Annotated in this window: 22 protein-coding genes; 4 read left to right on the forward strand and 18 right to left on the reverse strand. The window is 65.2% G+C overall.

Annotated features, from left to right (window positions below):
- Positions 1-2: 2 nt before the first annotated feature.
- The 7 genes from ACSQ76_RS13785 to ACSQ76_RS13815 all read right to left on the reverse strand — a co-directional run bounded on the left by ACSQ76_RS13785 (position 3) and on the right by ACSQ76_RS13815 (position 5,071).
- On the reverse strand, positions 3-551 hold the full coding sequence (locus ACSQ76_RS13785) for an N-acetyltransferase family protein (protein ID WP_437157029.1): 549 nt from the start codon (positions 549-551) through the stop codon (positions 3-5).
- Positions 538-1,527 carry an acryloyl-CoA reductase gene (gene acuI / locus ACSQ76_RS13790; protein ID WP_437157030.1) on the reverse strand — a complete coding sequence of 330 codons (990 nt, stop codon included), beginning with the start codon at positions 1,525-1,527 and terminating at the stop codon, positions 538-540. Before acuI ends, ACSQ76_RS13785 begins: the two co-directional genes overlap by 14 nt.
- A gap of 155 nt (positions 1,528-1,682) precedes the next feature.
- The gene (locus tag ACSQ76_RS13795; RefSeq protein ID WP_437157031.1) at positions 1,683-2,786 is read right to left on the reverse strand and encodes a dimethylsulfoniopropionate demethylase; all 1,104 of its coding nucleotides are present in this window, start codon (positions 2,784-2,786) and stop codon (positions 1,683-1,685) included.
- Entirely contained in the window at positions 2,786-3,034 is a 249-nt protein-coding gene (locus tag ACSQ76_RS13800; RefSeq protein ID WP_437157032.1) for a hypothetical protein, read from the reverse strand. Before ACSQ76_RS13800 ends, ACSQ76_RS13795 begins: the two co-directional genes overlap by 1 nt.
- A 4-nt stretch (positions 3,035-3,038) precedes the next feature.
- On the reverse strand, positions 3,039-3,548 hold the full coding sequence (locus ACSQ76_RS13805) for a DinB family protein (RefSeq protein WP_437157033.1): 510 nt from the start codon (positions 3,546-3,548) through the stop codon (positions 3,039-3,041).
- Between the two features lie 11 nt (positions 3,549-3,559).
- Positions 3,560-4,264: a DUF1326 domain-containing protein gene (locus ACSQ76_RS13810; RefSeq protein WP_437157034.1), complete on the reverse strand. Its 705-nt coding sequence runs from the start codon at positions 4,262-4,264 to the stop codon at positions 3,560-3,562.
- Positions 4,265-4,267: 3 nt separating this feature from the next.
- Positions 4,268-5,071: a DUF2182 domain-containing protein gene (locus tag ACSQ76_RS13815; RefSeq protein ID WP_437157035.1), complete on the reverse strand. Its 804-nt coding sequence runs from the start codon at positions 5,069-5,071 to the stop codon at positions 4,268-4,270.
- 68 nt (positions 5,072-5,139) lie between these two features.
- On the opposite strand from ACSQ76_RS13815, the gene ACSQ76_RS13820 reads away from it, so the two are divergent.
- Entirely contained in the window at positions 5,140-5,880 is a 741-nt protein-coding gene (locus ACSQ76_RS13820) for a FadR/GntR family transcriptional regulator (RefSeq protein WP_437157036.1), read from the forward strand.
- Between the two features lie 226 nt (positions 5,881-6,106).
- On the opposite strand, the gene ACSQ76_RS13825 is transcribed toward ACSQ76_RS13820, so the two are convergent.
- The 8 genes from ACSQ76_RS13825 to ACSQ76_RS13860 form a co-directional block, all read right to left on the reverse strand.
- Positions 6,107-6,301 (reverse strand): Trm112 family protein, encoded by a 195-nt coding sequence (locus tag ACSQ76_RS13825; RefSeq protein ID WP_437157037.1) that lies wholly within the window; start codon positions 6,299-6,301, stop codon positions 6,107-6,109.
- Positions 6,298-6,942: an LON peptidase substrate-binding domain-containing protein gene (locus ACSQ76_RS13830; protein WP_437157038.1), complete on the reverse strand. Its 645-nt coding sequence runs from the start codon at positions 6,940-6,942 to the stop codon at positions 6,298-6,300. Before ACSQ76_RS13830 ends, ACSQ76_RS13825 begins: the two co-directional genes overlap by 4 nt.
- Before the next feature lie 27 nt (positions 6,943-6,969).
- Positions 6,970-7,884: a thioredoxin family protein gene (locus ACSQ76_RS13835; RefSeq protein WP_306130663.1), complete on the reverse strand. Its 915-nt coding sequence runs from the start codon at positions 7,882-7,884 to the stop codon at positions 6,970-6,972.
- Between the two features lie 209 nt (positions 7,885-8,093).
- On the reverse strand, positions 8,094-8,390 hold the full coding sequence (locus tag ACSQ76_RS13840) for a hypothetical protein (RefSeq protein ID WP_437157039.1): 297 nt from the start codon (positions 8,388-8,390) through the stop codon (positions 8,094-8,096).
- The gene (locus ACSQ76_RS13845; RefSeq protein WP_437157040.1) at positions 8,380-9,432 is read right to left on the reverse strand and encodes a hypothetical protein; all 1,053 of its coding nucleotides are present in this window, start codon (positions 9,430-9,432) and stop codon (positions 8,380-8,382) included. Before ACSQ76_RS13845 ends, ACSQ76_RS13840 begins: the two co-directional genes overlap by 11 nt.
- Before the next feature lie 11 nt (positions 9,433-9,443).
- The gene (locus tag ACSQ76_RS13850; RefSeq protein WP_437157041.1) at positions 9,444-9,857 is read right to left on the reverse strand and encodes a DUF4383 domain-containing protein; all 414 of its coding nucleotides are present in this window, start codon (positions 9,855-9,857) and stop codon (positions 9,444-9,446) included.
- Positions 9,854-11,341 carry an FAD-binding oxidoreductase gene (locus ACSQ76_RS13855; protein WP_437157042.1) on the reverse strand — a complete coding sequence of 496 codons (1,488 nt, stop codon included), beginning with the start codon at positions 11,339-11,341 and terminating at the stop codon, positions 9,854-9,856. Before ACSQ76_RS13855 ends, ACSQ76_RS13850 begins: the two co-directional genes overlap by 4 nt.
- Before the next feature lie 198 nt (positions 11,342-11,539).
- Positions 11,540-12,328, reverse strand: coding sequence for an exodeoxyribonuclease III (locus ACSQ76_RS13860; RefSeq protein WP_437157043.1), 789 nt, complete (start codon positions 12,326-12,328; stop codon positions 11,540-11,542).
- A 134-nt stretch (positions 12,329-12,462) separates the two neighbouring features.
- Between ACSQ76_RS13860 and ACSQ76_RS13865 the strand changes: the two genes are divergently transcribed.
- Complete coding sequence (locus ACSQ76_RS13865; RefSeq protein WP_437157044.1) at positions 12,463-12,987, forward strand: hypothetical protein; 525 nt, start codon at positions 12,463-12,465, stop codon at positions 12,985-12,987.
- Positions 12,988-13,113: 126 nt separating this feature from the next.
- On the opposite strand, the gene ACSQ76_RS13870 is transcribed toward ACSQ76_RS13865, so the two are convergent.
- Entirely contained in the window at positions 13,114-13,800 is a 687-nt protein-coding gene (locus tag ACSQ76_RS13870) for a response regulator transcription factor (RefSeq protein WP_437157045.1), read from the reverse strand.
- Between the two features lie 172 nt (positions 13,801-13,972).
- On the opposite strand from ACSQ76_RS13870, the gene ribA reads away from it, so the two are divergent.
- The gene (ribA, locus tag ACSQ76_RS13875) at positions 13,973-15,055 is read left to right on the forward strand and encodes a GTP cyclohydrolase II (RefSeq protein ID WP_437157046.1); all 1,083 of its coding nucleotides are present in this window, start codon (positions 13,973-13,975) and stop codon (positions 15,053-15,055) included.
- On the opposite strand, the gene ACSQ76_RS13880 is transcribed toward ribA, so the two are convergent.
- Together ACSQ76_RS13880 and ACSQ76_RS13885 are read right to left on the reverse strand one after the other, a co-directional pair.
- Positions 15,052-15,288 (reverse strand): DUF2842 domain-containing protein, encoded by a 237-nt coding sequence (locus tag ACSQ76_RS13880; protein WP_437157047.1) that lies wholly within the window; start codon positions 15,286-15,288, stop codon positions 15,052-15,054. The two genes, ribA and ACSQ76_RS13880, sit on opposite strands and share 4 nt — an antisense overlap.
- Positions 15,289-15,313: 25 nt before the next feature.
- Positions 15,314-16,609: an adenylosuccinate synthase gene (locus tag ACSQ76_RS13885; protein ID WP_306130673.1), complete on the reverse strand. Its 1,296-nt coding sequence runs from the start codon at positions 16,607-16,609 to the stop codon at positions 15,314-15,316.
- 140 nt (positions 16,610-16,749) lie between these two features.
- On the opposite strand from ACSQ76_RS13885, the gene ACSQ76_RS13890 reads away from it, so the two are divergent.
- On the forward strand, positions 16,750-17,148 hold the full coding sequence (locus tag ACSQ76_RS13890) for a DUF6524 family protein (protein WP_437157048.1): 399 nt from the start codon (positions 16,750-16,752) through the stop codon (positions 17,146-17,148).
- Positions 17,149-17,205: the final 57 nt, after the last annotated feature.

Here is a 17,205-nt window from a genome sequence, read left to right on the forward strand (position 1 = left end):
CGTCAACCGCCGCCTCTCGACGGAGCACGCAGAGAGCACGCCACCTCAGCCCCCAGCCACTTGAACATCACCAGCGCATCCACCAGCCCCTGCCTGGGATGCCGAAACGCCTTCGGCAACCGCCCCACCGGCTCGAAGCCGAGCTTTGTCCACAGCGCGATGGCCCCCACATTGCTCGTCACGACGAAATTGAACTGCATCGCCTCGTAGCCCAGGGCGCGTGCCACGTCCTGGCTATGCTCGCACATCGCCCGCGCCACACCCCGCCCCCGCGCCGCCGGGGCCGTGATGTAGCCGCAATTGCACACGTGACTGCCTCCGCCCGCCTGGTTGGTCTTGATGTAATAGGTCCCCAGGATCTGGCCATCCAGTTCCGCCACGTAGGTCGCGCGCGGGGCCTCGCACCAATATTCCATCAGCCGGCTCTGCGACAGGTCCGGCTCGATGGCATAGGTGTCGCCCGCGCGCACCACCTCGCGCAGGATCGGCCAGAGCGCGTCGGCATCGCCGTCGCGCACCAGCCTTATGGTCAGGCCATCACGCGTTGACATCGACGACAACACGGCCCTTCACCTGGCCTTTCAGGATGTCGCGCCCCAGCCCCGGCAGGTCCGACAGGGTCGCGGGCTGCACCATCTCGTCCAGCTTGTCCATCGGCAGGTCCCTGGCGATCCGCTCCCACGCGCGCAGCCGGTTGTCATAAGGCTGCATGACCGAGTCTATGCCCAAGAGGTTCACACCGCGCAGGATGAACGGCGTGATCAACGCCCCCTCGATCGCCGCCCCGCCCGCAAGGCCGATAGCCGCGACCGAACTGCCATACTCCATCTGCTTCAACACCCGGCCCAGCATGGCGCCCGCGACCGCATCAATGCAGCCGCCCCAGGCCTCCGCCTCCAGCGGCTTCTTGGTCACTTCGGTCAGCTCCTCGCGCGGCACGATCCGGCTGGCCCCAAGGCTCTTCAGATAGCCCTCCTGCTCCGGCCGCCCGGTGACGGCCGCCACCTCGTGCCCCAACTTGGCGAGGATCGCCGTCGCCACGCTGCCCACGCCACCGGCCGCCCCGGTGACCAGCACCGGGCCCTTGCCCAGCCCCTGGTCCTCCAGCGCCATCACCGCCAGCATCGCGGTGAACCCGGCGGTCCCCACCGCCATCGCCTGACGCGTATCCAGCCCCTCGGGCAGCGGCACCAGCCAGTCGGCCTTCACGCGCGCCTTCTGGGCATAACCGCCCCAATGCGCCTCGCCCACGCGCCAGCCGGTCAGCACCACCCTGTCGCCGGGCTTGTACCGGTCATCGTCGCTCGCTTCGACCGTCCCGGCAAAATCGATCCCCGGCACGTGCGGATATTTCCGCACCAAACCGCCGCCCGGCCCGATGCACAGCCCGTCCTTGTAGTTCACCGTCGAATACTCGACCGCGACCGTCACCTCGCCCTCGGGCAGGTCGTCCATCCCGATCTGCTTCACCTCCGCCGAGGTCTTGCCGCTCTCTTCGTCCTTCTCGACAACCAATGCGTTGAACATGTCCAGTCTCCTGTCTTGCTGAGCGAGGCTCCCCCGCTTTCATCGTTCCAAGTATGTGCGCGGCCGCACCAACGCCGCCCCTGCTTTTCCTCTGGCCCAAAATATCCCGGGGAGCGCGAGGGGCTGGCCCCTCGCTTTCCTGTCCCAAGCGGGCATCAGTTCCAGAAACCTTCCCGCACCACCCCGCGCCGGACCTGATCCGGCGCCTCCACCTGCACCTCGGTGCCCGCGTCCCAATGGGTCATCCGCACCATGCCGATGGCCACGTTAATGTTGAAATCCGGGCTCCACGCGGCGGAACTCACCCGCCCCACCCGCTTGCCATTCGCCGTCACCGGCCACCACCGGTCACAGGGCGGCACTTTCGGGCCGTCGATGGCGATGGCGCAGATCTTCTGCACCGGGCCTTCCTTCGACACCCGCAAAAGCGCATCGCGCCCGATACAGCCGATGGCGCTCTGCGTGTTGCAAAACCGCCCCAGCCCGCATTCATGCGGCGTGTTGTCGTCGGTCATGTCGTTGCCATAGCTCAGCAGACCGCTTTCCACCCGCTCGATCAGGTTCGGACAGCCCGCACGTACATCCAGATCCTTGCCCGCCTCCATCAGCGCATTCCACAGCGGCATTCCGATATCCTCGCCCTCGACATAAATCTCGAAGCCGCCCTGCTTGGAATAGCCCGACCGCGCGATCACCATGTCCCGCCCCTGGAAATCGAACACGCCGAAGCGGAAGAACCGGACATCGCGCACCCCGTCGCCAAAGACCCGCGCCATCAGCTCTTCCGCCTTCGGCCCCTGCACCGCCAGGGGCGACACGTCCGGCTCATCCACCAGCACGTCCAGCCGCCAGCCATGCGCCGTGGCCTTCACCCAGTAAAGCAGGTCACTGTCGGCAATCGAAATCCACCAGCGATCCTCGGCCAGCTTCACCGACACCGGGTCGTTCAGCATGCCCCCCGTCTCGTCGACGATGGGCACGTAGTAACACTGCCCCGCCGTCATCCCCCGCAGATCGCGCGGCGTCAACATCTGCATCAGCCTCCCCGCATCCGGGCCGCGCAGCTCCACCTGCCGCTCGCAGGCCACATCCCAGACCTGCACCGCGTCCTTCAGATGGCGATAATCCTCCTCGACCGAGCGGAACACCGTCGGCAAAAGCATGTGGTTGTAGACCGTGTAGCCCTTGACCCCGGCGGCCTCGACCCCGTCGGAAAAAGGCGTTCGCCGCAACCGGCGCGACAGGGAAATCATCGGCATCAGGCAGACCCCTTCAGGTTGCTCTTGCAGATCGCCGGCGCAGCACCGGTGGCGGAAAAGGCCGACACCCCGCAGGCCGCACAGCGATACTCGACGAACCGGCCATTGCTGTTGCCGGTCTCGCTCCACTTGCACGCCCGCTTGGCGGGCTTTTTCCCCGGCCCGCCCAAACGACCGCCCATGCGCCCCCGCCCCAGGCTCAGGGCGACGGCCACGATCACCACCAGCGCCAGGACAAAGGCCAGCATCGGCTCAGCCCTCCCCGGGCATCAGGAACAGGTCGCTCACCGGCGCCTCCAGCCCGGCGGCGGTCATCATCGCGTGCACCTGTCCGCGGTGATGGGTCTGGTGGTTGAACATATGCGTGACGCACAAGGCGCGCGGCGTCACCATGTCCCGCCCCAGCGTGCCGGAATACCACCGCAACTCGCCGGTCAGGTCCATCGCGCGCAACGAATTGGCCCAATGGCCGATCTTGCCGTCCACGTGATACCGCTCCGCGCTCCACGCCCCCAGCGTCGGATGCATCTCCACGCTCTGCTTCACGCCGACCTTCGGCGCCTGGACCGACGGATCGAACCGCGCCATCCACATCCGGTCACCCCACAGCAGATGGTTCAGCGTCCCCAGGATCGAACCGAAAAACGCGCCACGATCCTCGGTCAGCACCTCCAGCGGCTGTGCGTCCAGCGCCTCGGTCAGCTGCCGGTTCTGCCACGCATTGTACCGCGCCATCCTGCGGCAATATTCGGGAGTGATCATCGCCGGCGCCCCTACTTCGGCCCTTTCCAGTCGATCGGACACACCTCCGCCGACATGCCGCCGAAATCCCAGACCCGGCCGTAATCCCGCACCCGGCTCTTGGTGCCCCTTGCGGCGATGATGTCCGGCCCCATCCAGTATTTCGAGTTCGTCACCATCACCGGATGATCCGGGCTCGCCCCGTCCAGCATCTCGATCTCGCCCTGGATCTTGCGCCCGATATAAAGCCCGCGTTTCTTGCCGTCGCGCACGATCTCGACCTTCTCGCGTTCCGCCCCGATGATCTCGCTCACCAGCATGGTGAAGAGGCCCGTCGTGCCCCCCGCCGCCCCGCTGAAGATCTGCAGGATCCCGTTATAGGCGCGGCCAGAGGCGCGCTCGTCCACATAGGCTGCCACCTTCCAGTTGCCCTCGCCCATGCGCCCGGGGATATCCACCAGCAGGCCCACGTTCAGGCCCGACAGATCCTCGCCCTCGTAATGCCCCTCGTCGATCGCGATCGCCATCCACGCATGACAATGCCCTTCCGTGGGCGGATGCGCCCCAAGGCTCACGACGCAGGGGCAGAACACCGTGCAAGAGCAGTTCAGGAACAGCTCGCCCTTGATGGCCCACTCGGTCGGCGTCATCCTGCGCCGCTTGGGGTTCGCCATCCGGTTGTCGATCCGCTGCGACACCGGCAGCTTGTCGGCGTCCTTCCGGCGTGTCAAAGCCATGCTCTATCCTCCATTTACCAGCGGCGCGGCCAGAACCGCCACCCCGCCCGCGATCAGCGCCACACCCATCGGCCGGATCACCCGGTGCCCGATCTGCGGCAGTTTCTCCAATACCATGAAAAGCGTCGCCAGGCCCATCCAAAGCAGGCTCATCACGCCGCCCACGAAGCCCAGCGCCATGAAGCCCCAGCAGCAGCCCACGCAGAACGCGCCCAGCCCCAGCCCCATGCGCACGCCCCCGCCAAAGCCGGTGCGCCAATGCCCCAGGAAATAGGTCATCGGGCTGTGACAGACCCCGTGACACACCTCCTTGGCCCGCGTGAACTGGAACGCCCCGACGACGATCAGCAGCCCGCCCGCAATCAAGGACGACTTCGCGATCCCAAGCATGTCGATCACCCCGCCATAGAGCAGCGCCACCTGCACCCAAGCGATCATGGCGGCGAAGCCGACCCAGGCGACGGAATACCCCGCCAGCACGCCCAGCCACCCGGCGGTCGTGCCATCGGCGCTGCGGATAAGGTCATCGTAACAGCGCAGCGTCGGCACCATGGTCGGCAGCATCATCGCCGCCATCATGATCGCCCACATGGCGAACAGCGGCCCGAACCGGTCCATCGCCATGCCGCCGCCCATGCCCATCTCCATGCCGGGCCGCATCTCCCGCATCTTCTCCCCCATCGGCCCGGGCCGCCCGATCAGGTCCAGGTCCATCCCCGTCGCCATCAGGTACATCACCACCCATGCCGCCAGGATCGCCGCGAAAAACGCCAGCCAGGCCACGGTGCGCAGGGAAAGAGCCGACATGCCGAAGAACACCCTTGGTTCGAGTCACGATTGCCCTTATGAATGTCAGACAATTAAAGGTCTGACAAATGAAAACCGCCAGCCCCGCCACACCGCGCCAGGACCTCTCGGCCCAGATCGCCGAGGCGATCCGCGACGCCATCGTCGAGGGCCGGATGATCACCGGCGAACGCCTGCCGTCCGAGGCGGAACTGGCCGAGCAATTCGGCGTCTCCCGTTCCACCGTGCGCGAAGCCCTCAAACGCCTGGCCGCGCAATCGCTGATCCGCACCCAGCGCGGCGCCTTCGGCGGCGCCTTCGTCAACCGCCTCAGCTACGAGGGCGCCTACAGCCAGCAGATCACCACCTCCACGCTGCTTCTGTCGATGAACGCTGTCAGCTTCGAGACCTCCTGCGAGGCCCGCTACGCCCTCGAACGCGCCTGCGCGCCCCTCGCAGCCCGGCGCCGCACCGCCGAGTGCCTCGCCACCATGCGCGCCGAGATCGCACGCCAGTCGCAGCCGGACCTGTCGGACGAAGCCTTCTGCGCCTCCGACGTCACCCTGCACCGCGCCTTCGTCGACGCCGCGGGCAACCCCGTGCTCAGCTACCAACTGGCCGGCGCGGTCGAGGCCATGCAGCCGCTGATGAACATGATCACCTTCACCGCCCGCTCGCGCGGCGAAATCGTCGGCCTGCACACCGCCCTCGCCGACGCGCTCGAGGCTCAGGATGCCGCCGCCGCCGACACCGCGCTGCACCGGCTCGAGGCCTACACCCTCACGTTGGGCCGCGACGTGATGGCCAGCCGGTCGCGACACGGCAAATGACACCGCACACCGAACCGTTCGGATTGTGAGTGGTTCCAGCAATGAAAAGACGGGCGTCGTCATGGCTCGCCCCCCTCTTCTTCTGGCCATAAATATCCCCGCCGGAGGCTCCGACGCCTGCGCCCGGCGCACCAGCCGGATGCAGCGTCGCGCCTGAACCAGCCCCGAGGCGGCGGCCCCCGGCCGACGCCGAGACAACCAGCGTGCGCGCCGCGCGCGCACCCCGCTAGTCCAGTCTGCGCGCCTCGTCGATCAGCAGGATCGGAATCCCCGACCGGATCGGAAAGGCCAGCCCGGCGTTGCGGCTCACCAGCTCCTGCGCTTCGCTATCGTATTCCAGCACCGAATGCGTCTGCGGGCAGATCAGCGCCTCCAGCATGTGCCGGTCGAACTCCGGCGCAGTCATGTCCGCATCGCTCATTGCATCATCTCCCTGTCATCCCCGCCGCGCAGATCGTACTCGATCAGCGTGACCAAAGTCTCGCGGCGCGTCGACAGGCTCGGCGCCTCCAGCAGCGCCTGCTTGTCCTCCGGCTCGAACCCCAGCAGCATAGACAGCGAATTGATCAGCAATTCATCCTCCGCCTCCTTCAGCGCCTCCCAGTCGGTCGACAACTCCCGCGCATCGAAATAGCGCGACAGCAACTGCATGAAGGACGGTCGGTCAAAGTCCGGATCGCTGTCGATCGGGGCAAGATCCTGCGCGAACCCGTCCCATGTCACATGCGCCCGGCGATAGGGGGTGAAGCCTTCGACCTCCGAATTCACACGGTACCGCGACACGCCCGACAGCGTGATCATGTAACGCCCGTCCTCGGTCTCGGAGAACTGGGTCACCCTCCCCGCGCAGCCGATCCGGTGCAGGCCGTGCTCTCCCGCCCGCGCGCCGGTGTCCGGCTGCACCATCCCGATCAGGCGATGCGGCGTCTTCAGGGCATCGTCCAGCATCGCCAGGTAACGCGGCTCGAACAGGTGCAACGGTAGTCGCGAGCGCGGCAACAGCAGCGCCCCCGGCAACGGAAAGACCGGAATTATCTCCGGCAGATCACCCTGTAATATCATGTCGGGTGACCTAGCCCGCGGGCGGCATCAGGCAAATATCATCGAGCTCAATTTGCGCCGCCCCGCCTGCGCCACCGGATCGCTTGGTTTCAGCGCGTCGAAAATGGTGAAAAGCTGCGTCTTCGCCGCCGCGTCATTCCACTCCCGGTCGCGCCGGAAAAGCTCCAACAGTTCGTCCACCGCCTCCTGCGTCTGGCCCGACGCGTGCAGCGCCTGCGCCAGGTCGAACCGCGCCTGGTGGTCGTTCGGGTCGGCCTCGACCTTTGCGCGCAATTCGCTGACCGGGCCCGCATCCGCGGCCTGCCGCGCCAGCGCCAACTGCGCCGCCGCCGCCTCCAGTTCCGGCGCCTTGGAAATCTCCGCCGGCGCGCCGTTCAGGATCGCCTCGGCCTGGTCCAGATCGTCCATCGCGATATGGCTCGACACCAGGCCGGCATAGGCGGCCGCGTTCTTGTCGTCCTCCTGCAGGATCGCCGCAAAGGTCTGGGCGGCATCGGTCGCAGCCCCCTGGTCCAGCATCTCCTGCGCCGCCGCAATCGCCTCTTCCAGACCAGAATCTCCCGCCTCGCCGCCGGCGGCCTGCACCACGCGGCTCACGAACGCGTCGATCTCCGATCCCGGCACCGCGCCCTGGAACCCGTCGATCGGCTGGCCCTGCCAGAACGCATAGACCATCGGGATCGACTGCACCCGCAGCTGCTGCGCGATCATCTGGTTCTCGTCCACATTGACCTTGGCCATCTTCACCGCGCCCTTGGCCTTGGTGACCGCCGCCTCCAGCTGCGGGCCCAGCGTCTTGCACGGGCCGCACCACGGCGCCCAGAAATCCACGATCACCGGCACGGTCTGCGAGGCCTCGACGACCTCGGTCATGAAGTCCGCCTCCGAGACGTCCTTGATCAGGTCGGTCTGGGGTTGGGTCTGGCCACCAAGTTCAAGCATCGGATCCTCCGCATCGCGTGGGCGTGTCAATTGCCGTCTAAATGGCCCACGCGGACCCGTGTTGCAAGGGGCGCCGCCGCCAACACCGTTACCGCACCGCGTCGCGGGGTAACGAACCGACGCCTGCCAGAGAACGAAAAACGGCACTGACGTGATACCACTTAGATACCGACGCAATACCGACGTTGCCTTCCGGGCCGTCGAATCGGTTAACGCTGCCCCTCCGGCAGCGGCAGACATCCCGGCAGCCCTGCCGGCAATACCACCCGTCCCCCGGCCCGGTAGAGCGCCAGCCCAAGTCCAGGGCCCTCTCCGCGCACCGCCACCCAGGCTTTGCCACCGCCAACCACCGCCGAGCCATCGGGCAGGTTGGTGACGAAGTTCTGTTTTGGAAACAGCACTATAGCCCCCGGCGCCGCGTCCGTGGCCACCATCACCAGCATCAGCGTCCCGACCCAGCCCGCCACCACGCAGGCCAACGCCAGCGCCCAGCGCCTAATAGTCATGGATATGTTCCAGCCGCAGCCGCTCCACGCCCGTCGCATCCTCCATCTGCCGCAATCTCTCGGCCAGGTCGGTCACGTTAACGATCACCAAATGCCGCGAATCGCCGTACCCCTGCCGCGCGAAGGAATGGATCGCCCCGGCCACCTCCTCGGCCTGCGACAGCGCGGTGAACATGATCTGGTCATTGCCCGCGATCTCGACGAACTCCGCGCCGGCCTCGGCCATCTGCTGCAGGATGACGGTCAGTTCGCGATAGCGCGGCGTCTCGATCTCGATACCGCCCTCCACCGGCCCGATCACCTCGACCGTGCCCATGGCCCGCAACGCGTCCTCGCTGATGTCCGTCACGATCATCCGCAGGGTCAACGCGTCCGCGCCCACCTGCGCCACGGCCCCCTCGATCGCTTTCGCGTAGGCCGCTTTGGCACCGTACTCCAACCCAAGCGCCAGGCGCCGCTCGCGGTCGCGCAGACTGTCGGTCGCATTGGTGGCAAGGTCTTCGCGATCACCCTGGAAATCCCATCTATACCAAGGCACCTGCTGCAAAAACTTCGCATAGGCCCGCGCCTGGTCCGCCGACAGATCATCCAGCGGCGCACGCTCCGGTCCACGCCACCACGCGGCCAGCCGCCCCAATGTTTCCTCATACGCCGCCTTGGCCAGCAGTTCGGCGGTGAAGCTCACCCCGATCACGTAAATCGTCTGCTTGCTCTCGGACGTGAACCCGCCATGCTCCGCGCTCTCGTGGCTCAGCGCACACAGGCTCGACCAGAACCCGCCGATCGCCTGCATATAGCCGAACTCGTGCGGATCGCCCGCGCTGATCACCTGCGCATAATCGTCATAGGCATGCACGATATGCCATTCCGGATAGGTCATCAGCGTGCGCGACTCGTCGCGCCGGTGCTCGGGCGGCAAAAGGGGCGTATAGGTCTCGGGCTTGGCCGCGGGGATACAGGCCAACTCGTTGTAAACCACCGGCGACACCAGCCCCGCGACCAGCACGATCACCACCAGCCCAAGCCGCAGCAGCCATTTCATCAGACGCCGCATCAAGCGCGCGCCCCCCGGTCCAGCACGGTTCCGGCAAAGAGCGCAAAGCCCCCCAGCCCGATATGCGGCAGGTTGGCCAGGATGCGCGGCACCGACAGCGAAAAACCCTGGGACGGGCTGGTAAGGATTCCGAAATCAAGAAAGCCATAAGCTGTGAATATCCCGAAGATCCCGTCGGCCAGGTACAGCGCACCGAAAATAACCAGGAATATTTTCGCCGCCCGGTGGCTGATCATCCCCGCCGCCAGCGCCCAGAGCGCTGACACCAGGTGCAACGCATCGTCGAACGGATCCAGCGCGAAGATCCCGAAGGCCAGACCGTCCTCATCGGTCAGCCCCGGAATGTAATTGATAGAGGCCGCTGCCAGCAGCGCCGCCGTGTAGAAGAAACAGATTTTACGAAGCAATGTCATAGCGCACCCAGATATGTGTCCCAAAGGTTGTTGCGGAATGTCAGCTCCGGGTCCAGCGCCCGTTTCGCGGCCGCGAACTCCGCCGCCCGCGGATAGGCCCGCACCATCTGCGCCGGCGTGGCATGGGGCCGGTAGGGCAGGTAATAGGTGCCGCCAATCCCCGTCACCCCGTCGATCAGCGCGCGCGTCATCCGCGCCATGTCCGCCTCGGCCCGCGCCGTCATTTCCTGGCTGAAGGACATCACGGCGGCGATCCTTGGGACCGGCGCATAGGCCAGCACGCTCACCGGGTCCCGATCGACAAAGCGCAGCGTGACGTTCAGAAACTCCTGGTAGGAGGCCGGGATGATCTCGCGGCACAACGCCACGAATTCAGCAAACCGTTCCGGCGCCACGAAGTATTCATGCAAGATATCCGTGCGGTTCGGGTCGCGGTCATCGAGCGTGATGACCGGCTCGTTCATCAACGCGTTGCGCGTCACCGCCCCGCCGCCCAGCGCCGGGCCCAGTTCGCTCTCGAACCACCAGCGCAGCGACTTGAACGGCTCGTTCCCCAACTGCCAGCGATAGACCCGAGCCGCCACATGCGCCGCCATGTTCGACCCTCCCGCAGGCTCCAGCGCGTCCTGATCCTCTGCCGTCCGATAGGTGATCATCAGCGCCTTGTCGAAGAACGACGCCCGCTCGACGTTCAGCCGCCCATAGGCCATGTTGACGGTTTCGTCGTCCAATGCTTCGACGAAACGCGCGCCGAATTCCTCCGCCCGCATCTCATCGAACTGCGGCACCAGCCGCCGGTTCGGCGCCATCTCCACCACCATCTCGGTGATCGCCCCGGTCAGGCCATAGCCTCCCATCGTCTGCCCGAACAGTTCCGCGTTTTGCTTGCGCGAACAGGTCACCAGTTCCCCATCGGGCAAGACCATGTCAAAGCTGCGCACCGTTGCCCCCATCGGCCCCAGCCTGACCGGCCAGCCATGGGCGTTGACGCAGAAGGTCGCCGCGACGCCGAAGTCATTGTTGGATTGCATCACCTTGGGGCCGAACCCAATCTGGTCCAGCGCTGTGATCACCTCCGACCAGCGCGTCCCCGCCTGCACCCTGTATGTGCCGTTCTCGCTGTCCGGCTCCACGAACCCGCCCTGATAGGTCACCGCGTGACCTTCGCGCGGAATGGCCTGCCCGCCCATCGAATGTCGCGCTGCACCCACATTGACCGGCCGTCCCCCGGCCCGCGCCTCTTTGATCTCGGCGCGGGTCGCCTCGACCAGCGCATCGCCCCACCCTCGCTCGATCACGAGGTGCCTGTGCACCGGCGTCTCGCTCAGCCCGCTCGCGTCGTTCAGCGTGCCCACAGCACCTTTGGGCCTCGTCCACGACACGCCCTCGTACCCCGGCAGGTCCGCACCCAGGCGGGACGTCAGAGCACCGCCCACCAGGGCCCCGCCCCCGAAAAGCACCGCGCGTCTGGACAGTTTGCGCATGAGATGTCCCTATTCCGCTTCCCCACGATCTCATGTTTGGTGTAACGCGAGGAAATCACAGGTCCGGATTTCCATACCCGACCGAACAAGCTATTGGAAACGCGCAGCATTATGGCCAGAGCGACTCCCCCTTCCACCACGCGCGCACCAGAACTTTCAAGAAGGTTCCGCCACAAAAATACCCTGATTTTCGCCCCGCTACAGATCGAAGGTTGCAAAGACCGGCGCGTGGTCCGACGGCTTCTCCCAACCTCTTGCAGGCCTGAGAATCCGGCTGGAATGCGCCGCGGACCTGATATCGTCGCTGGCCCATATATGATCCAGCCGCCGTCCCTTGTCGGCCGCGTCCCAATCCCGCGCACGGTAGGACCACCAGCTGTAAAGCTGGCCCTGGGGAATGTCGGCACGGGTAACGTCGGTCCATTTGCCGGCCTCAAGCGCGTTGTTGAGATGCTCCACCTCGACCGGTGTGTGGCTGACCACTTTAAGAAGCTGCTTGTGGCTCCACACGTCGTCCTCGCGCGGGGCGATGTTGAGATCGCCGACAAGAACGGATTTCTTAGGCCTGTCATCGCGGAACCAGTCGCGCATCTCGGTCAGGTAATCCAGCTTCTGCCCGAACTTGAGGTTCACCTCGCGGTCCGGCACATCGCCGCCGGCCGGCACATAGAAGTTGTGGATGACCACCCCGTTCTCAAGCTCTCCAGCCACGTGCCTGGCATGACCCAGCGCCGCGAAGTCCCGGTCGCCCACATCCCTGATCGGCAGCTTCGACAGGATCGCAACGCCGTTGTATCCTTTCTGCCCCCGCGCGATCACGTAGGGATAGCCAAGCGCCGCGAACCCCTCCAGCGGGATTTTCTCGACGGGTGATTTGCACTCCTGCAGGCACAAAATATCCGGCGCCTCCTCCTGTAACAGTTTCAGGACGATCGGCTCGCGCAGGCGGACCGAGTTGATGTTCCAGGTTGCAAGTGTGAAAGGCATTGGTCGGCGGTCCTCGTTCAACGTCTCGGCACCCTAGAAAAGGCGATCCAAGAGGTCCAGAGCTTGCGAACCGGAACGCCCGCACCGTCTACGCGTTTCAACGGCAAGATGTCGTTCCTATATCTGGAGGTTTTATGAAACGTCTGCTCGCCCTGCTTATCCCGTTCTTGCTCGTGACACAGCCCGCATTCGCCCAATACGCCAGCGGCACCGTCAGTGCCATGCTCGACGCACAAACCCGCAGTTGGCAGGTCGTCGAGCCAGACCAGGACGGTGGCAGCCATTGGAAGCGTGAGAACGATGGCGTCTCGATCCGACTTGTCGCGCACGAGGCACCCGAGGTGCTGTCACGCAATCCCGGCCTCACGCTTTCGTTCAAGACCGACGGGCTCGGCGCCGAGGCCGAAGCGCAAGAGCTTTCGGTCATTCTCACTCAAACAACGGAAAACGGCACTCTGAAGGCAATGCCCGCTGATACCGACATTACTCTCTCGGCCTTGACGGTCGCCGGTGAGCGGCTTGTGATTTCGGGCGACTTCACGGCCATATTGTCACCCGAGGACGCCGGAATGAGCGCTGAGGCCGAAGACGAAGGCTCCGTGACGATGGTTGGCGATTTCCAGGCAACACTGCCGTATGTCGACGACCCGGACGGATAGCTTCCACAAAAAAGACCCCGGCCAAGGCCGGGGTCAGTCCAACAGGGAGGTGCATAGATTTAGGCCCGTATGCGGCGGGTAAGTCATATCTCTTTCGGACGGCTCGGCACGCGGCCTTGCTCCGGATCAAGCCAACAGGCGATAGCCTCCCGACTCTGTCACCAACAAACGCGCGTTGGAGGGATCCGGTTCAATTTTTTGTCGCAGGCGGTAGATATGCGTCTCCAGCGTGTGCGTCGTGACACCGGCGTTGTAACCCCAGACCTCGTGTAAAAGCACGTCGCGGGCCACGACCCCCTCGGGCGAACGGTAGAGGAATTTCAGGATGTTGGTTTCCTTTTCCGTCAGGCGGATCTTCCGATCCTGCTCGGTGATCAGCATCTTCATCGCCGGCTTGAACGTGTATGGTCCAAGCTGAAAGATCGCATCCTCGGATTGCTCATGCTGGCGCAATTGCGCCCGGAGGCGGGCCAGAAGGACGGGAAACTTGAACGGCTTGGTGATGTAATCGTTGGCGCCCGCGTCGAGACCCAGGATCGTGTCGGCGTCGCCGTCATGGCCGGTCAGCATCACGATGGGCGCCTTGACACCCTGCTTGCGCATCAACCGGCAAAGCTCGCGGCCGTCGGTATCGGGCAAACCGACATCCAGGATCACCAGGTCGTATATACCTTCCTTGGCATGTGCCATGGCTTCCGCCCCGTTCGCGGCCTCGAGGACGTCGAAGTCTTCGGTCATCACCAGTTGCTCGCTGAGGGCCTCACGCAGGTCGTCGTCATCGTCCACGAGCAGAATTTTCTTCAGTTGAGCCATCGCAGTCTCCCTGTTTTACTGGCTGCTACTTGTGCCAGCCCGACGCAGCGGACAAGGTCTGTGACACCGTAATCACGGGCTAGTGTTGCGAAGCCGTCAAATGTTTCATTTCGTTCCAAAACTCTGTAGGTCAGGCTGGCAGAACAGTGTCACCGACAAGGGATTCCGCGCCATGCAGCTTGGCCCCGACAAGACAGAGCTTCTTGCGCGGTCCCGCGCCGACCTTCGCATGGGCGTGCCGGTGGTGCTGCGCGACGGGAACGCGCTCGCCATCGTCGCGGCAGCCGAAACCTGCGATCCCGCCCGCCTTGCCGCTTTGCAATCGACAGGCCTGGACCTGCACCTGGCCATCTCGGCGCGTCGCGCCGCGACCTTGAAGGCCCGCGCCTATGACGGTGATCTTGCGCGTATCGTTATCCCCAAAGAGTCACCCCTGTCCTGGGTACAGGCCGTGGCGGACCCGGCGGATGACCTGCGCACCCCGATGAAGGGCCCGCTGACCTCTGCCCGCGAGGGCAAGGCCGACACCCACCGCGCCGCGCTGATGCTGGTGAAGTCGGCCCGCCTTCTGCCCGCCGCGCTCGTCATGGCGATCCCGGCGGAGGCGCTGGATGCGAGCCTGACCGCCCTCAACGTGGCCGACATCACCGCGCATCTGAAAGAGGCGAGCCCGATGCACAAGGTCGTCAGCGCCCGCCTGCCGCTTGAAGTGTCCGAGGCCGGGCGCCTGCACATCTGGCGGCCCGAGGACGGCGGCGAAGAGCATTACGCCATCGAGATCGGCAGCCCGCCGCGCGGCGCTGCCGTGCTGTCACGCCTGCATTCCGCGTGCTTCACCGGCGACCTTCTGGGCAGTCTGAAATGCGATTGCGGCCCGCAGCTTCGGGCGGCCCTTGCGCAGATGGGGGCGGAAGGCGCAGGGGTTCTGCTCTACCTCAACCAGGAGGGGCGCGGCATTGGCCTTGCCAACAAGATGCGGGCCTACGCGCTTCAGGATCAGGGGTTCGATACGGTCGAGGCCAATCACCGGTTGGGATTCGAGGATGACGAGCGCGACTTCCGCATCGGCGCCGATATCCTGCGTAGCATGGGGTTCGGCGCGGTGCGTCTGCTGACCAACAACCCCGCCAAGATAGAGATGATGCGAAACTGCGGCATTGACGTGGTCGAGCGGGTGCCGCTGAAGGTGGGCGAGACCGAACACAACCGCCGCTACCTCGCCACCAAGGCCGAGAAGTCAGGCCATCTGTTCTAGGACTGATCCGTGCGGTCCGGGTCCGGCTGACCCACGCCGCGAAAGACCGGCTTCAGAGGCAGGATCCACGCGACGCCCAGCACGATGAAAATCACCAGTTCGGCCAGGATGCCGACGTCATACCGCGCCCGCAGCCAGTCCGTCAGGTTGACTGCCACCACGATGTAAAGCGGCAGTGCGATCAACAGGATCACCAGCGACCAGCGGCGGCGGGCTTTGTAACTCAGGGCCATGCAGTTCTCTAAAGCTTTGTCGGTCTCAGTCCGCAAAGGGGTCGGTCACAAGGATCGTGTCCTCCCGCTCGGGCGACGTGGAGAGTAGCGCGACCGGGCACTGAATCAACTCCTCGACCCGACGCACGTACTTGATCGCGTTGGCGGGCAGGTCTGCCCAGCTGCGCGCGCCTTCGGTGGTCTCGGACCAGCCCTGCATTTCCTCGTAGATGGGCTTGCAGCGCCATTGCTGGTCGGTTGCCGTAGGCAGGTAATCCAGCTGCTTGCCGTCCAACTCGTAGCCGACGCAGATCTTCAACGTGTCGAACCCGTCCAGCACATCGAGCTTGGTCAGCGAGATCCCTGTCACGCCCGACGTCGCACAGGTCTGGCGCACCAGCGCCGCATCGAACCAGCCACAGCGCCGCTGGCGGCCCGTCACGGTGCCGAACTCGTGCCCGCGCTCCCCCAGCCGCTGACCGTCCGCGTCCTGCAATTCGGTGGGGAAGGGTCCCTCGCCGACGCGGGTGGTGTAGGCTTTGACGATGCCGAGCACGTAATCGATCGCCCCCGGCCCCATGCCGACGCCCGTAGCGGCCTGCCCCGCGATGACGTTCGAGGACGTCACAAAGGGATACGTGCCGAAGTCGATATCCAGCAGCGCACCCTGGGCGCCCTCGAACAGGATGCGCTTGCCCGCCTTGCGCTGATCGTTCAGCACCTTCCAGACCGGTGCGGCATAAGGCAGAAGCTCCTGCGCGATGGACTTGAGCTGAGCCACCAGCGCGTCGCGGTCCACCGGCTCTATCCCCAGGCCCTTCCGCAGCGGATCGTGGTGCTGCAACGCGCGGTCCACCCGCGCCTCCAGCGTCGCGTCGTCGGCCAGGTCCGCCACGCGGACCGAGCGGCGGCCGACCTTGTCCTCGTAGGCCGGGCCGATGCCGCGGCCGGTGGTGCCGATCTTGGTACCCTTGCTGGCCGCTTCCTCTCGGGCGCGGTCCAGTTCGCCGTGGATCGGCAGGATCAGCGGCGTGTTCTCGGCGATCATCAGCGTCTCGGGGCTGATCTCGACCCCCTGCTCGCGGATCGAGTCGATTTCCTTGAGCAGGTGCCACGGGTCAAGCACCACGCCGTTGCCGATGACACTCAGCTTACCGCCCCGCACGACGCCCGAGGGCAGCGCGTTCAGCTTGTAGACCTTGCCGTCGATCACCAGCGTGTGGCCCGCATTGTGCCCGCCTTGAAACCGCGCGATGACGTCCGCGCGCTCGCTCAGCCAGTCAACGATCTTGCCTTTACCCTCGTCGCCCCACTGGGCGCCGACAACGACGACATTTGCCATGGAAACCTCTCAGGCGGTGGTTGAACCCCGCGCCCGTATACCCACACCGCCAAGCGTGCGAAACCGGAATTTCACACCCGGTCTGGACAGACCCGCCCCCGGCAGGCACATCTTTACCGACGCATGGCAGGAGATCGCGAATGACCGGATTTATCGTCAGGTGGGCATTGGCCTTCGTCCTGTTGGCCGCGACATTCAACCCGACACGGTACAATTTCATCGTCTGGGCGCAAAACAATTGGGACGCGCAGATGCCGCTGACCGTGCTTTTCGCGCTGCTGCTTTTGGTCGGCTACATCATCTACCTGCGGGCCACGCTGCGCTCGATCGGGGCGTTCGGAATGGGGCTGATCCTGGCCATAGCGGCGGCGCTCGGCTGGGTGCTGGTGGATTTCGGCCTGCTGAATCTCGACAACCCGACGCAAAACCTGTGGTTGGGCCTTGTCGCGCTGTCACTGGTCCTCGGGATCGGCCTCAGCTGGAGCCATGTCCGGCGGCGCCTGTCGGGACAGTCCGACATGGATGACGTGGACGAGTAGGGCTCGGTCACTACGTTCCCCGGCCACAGAGGCGAGACTCGCGCAAACTGCTGAAAC

Source organism: Roseovarius sp. B08 (assembly GCF_051417955.1).
GTDB lineage: Bacteria > Pseudomonadota > Alphaproteobacteria > Rhodobacterales > Rhodobacteraceae > Roseovarius.

What these genes read in the sequence shown, in the direction of transcription:
- ACSQ76_RS13785 (WP_437157029.1), bottom strand. Translation starts at nt 551, where the DNA reads ATGTCAACGCGTGATGGCCTGACCATAAGGCTGGTGCGCGACGGCGAT.
- acuI (WP_437157030.1), bottom strand. Translation starts at nt 1,527, where the DNA reads ATGTTCAACGCATTGGTTGTCGAGAAGGACGAAGAGAGCGGCAAGACC.
- ACSQ76_RS13795 (WP_437157031.1), bottom strand. Translation starts at nt 2,786, where the DNA reads ATGCCGATGATTTCCCTGTCGCGCCGGTTGCGGCGAACGCCTTTTTCC.
- ACSQ76_RS13800 (WP_437157032.1), bottom strand. Translation starts at nt 3,034, where the DNA reads ATGCTGGCCTTTGTCCTGGCGCTGGTGGTGATCGTGGCCGTCGCCCTG.
- ACSQ76_RS13805 (WP_437157033.1), bottom strand. Translation starts at nt 3,548, where the DNA reads ATGATCACTCCCGAATATTGCCGCAGGATGGCGCGGTACAATGCGTGG.
- ACSQ76_RS13810 (WP_437157034.1), bottom strand. Translation starts at nt 4,264, where the DNA reads ATGGCTTTGACACGCCGGAAGGACGCCGACAAGCTGCCGGTGTCGCAG.
- ACSQ76_RS13815 (WP_437157035.1), bottom strand. Translation starts at nt 5,071, where the DNA reads ATGTCGGCTCTTTCCCTGCGCACCGTGGCCTGGCTGGCGTTTTTCGCG.
- ACSQ76_RS13820 (WP_437157036.1), top strand. Translation starts at nt 5,140, where the DNA reads ATGAAAACCGCCAGCCCCGCCACACCGCGCCAGGACCTCTCGGCCCAG.
- ACSQ76_RS13825 (WP_437157037.1), bottom strand. Translation starts at nt 6,301, where the DNA reads ATGAGCGATGCGGACATGACTGCGCCGGAGTTCGACCGGCACATGCTG.
- ACSQ76_RS13830 (WP_437157038.1), bottom strand. Translation starts at nt 6,942, where the DNA reads ATGATATTACAGGGTGATCTGCCGGAGATAATTCCGGTCTTTCCGTTG.
- ACSQ76_RS13835 (WP_306130663.1), bottom strand. Translation starts at nt 7,884, where the DNA reads ATGCTTGAACTTGGTGGCCAGACCCAACCCCAGACCGACCTGATCAAG.
- ACSQ76_RS13840 (WP_437157039.1), bottom strand. Translation starts at nt 8,390, where the DNA reads ATGACTATTAGGCGCTGGGCGCTGGCGTTGGCCTGCGTGGTGGCGGGC.
- ACSQ76_RS13845 (WP_437157040.1), bottom strand. Translation starts at nt 9,432, where the DNA reads ATGAAATGGCTGCTGCGGCTTGGGCTGGTGGTGATCGTGCTGGTCGCG.
- ACSQ76_RS13850 (WP_437157041.1), bottom strand. Translation starts at nt 9,857, where the DNA reads ATGACATTGCTTCGTAAAATCTGTTTCTTCTACACGGCGGCGCTGCTG.
- ACSQ76_RS13855 (WP_437157042.1), bottom strand. Translation starts at nt 11,341, where the DNA reads ATGCGCAAACTGTCCAGACGCGCGGTGCTTTTCGGGGGCGGGGCCCTG.
- ACSQ76_RS13860 (WP_437157043.1), bottom strand. Translation starts at nt 12,328, where the DNA reads ATGCCTTTCACACTTGCAACCTGGAACATCAACTCGGTCCGCCTGCGC.
- ACSQ76_RS13865 (WP_437157044.1), top strand. Translation starts at nt 12,463, where the DNA reads ATGAAACGTCTGCTCGCCCTGCTTATCCCGTTCTTGCTCGTGACACAG.
- ACSQ76_RS13870 (WP_437157045.1), bottom strand. Translation starts at nt 13,800, where the DNA reads ATGGCTCAACTGAAGAAAATTCTGCTCGTGGACGATGACGACGACCTG.
- ribA (WP_437157046.1), top strand. Translation starts at nt 13,973, where the DNA reads ATGCAGCTTGGCCCCGACAAGACAGAGCTTCTTGCGCGGTCCCGCGCC.
- ACSQ76_RS13880 (WP_437157047.1), bottom strand. Translation starts at nt 15,288, where the DNA reads ATGGCCCTGAGTTACAAAGCCCGCCGCCGCTGGTCGCTGGTGATCCTG.
- ACSQ76_RS13885 (WP_306130673.1), bottom strand. Translation starts at nt 16,609, where the DNA reads ATGGCAAATGTCGTCGTTGTCGGCGCCCAGTGGGGCGACGAGGGTAAA.
- ACSQ76_RS13890 (WP_437157048.1), top strand. Translation starts at nt 16,750, where the DNA reads ATGACCGGATTTATCGTCAGGTGGGCATTGGCCTTCGTCCTGTTGGCC.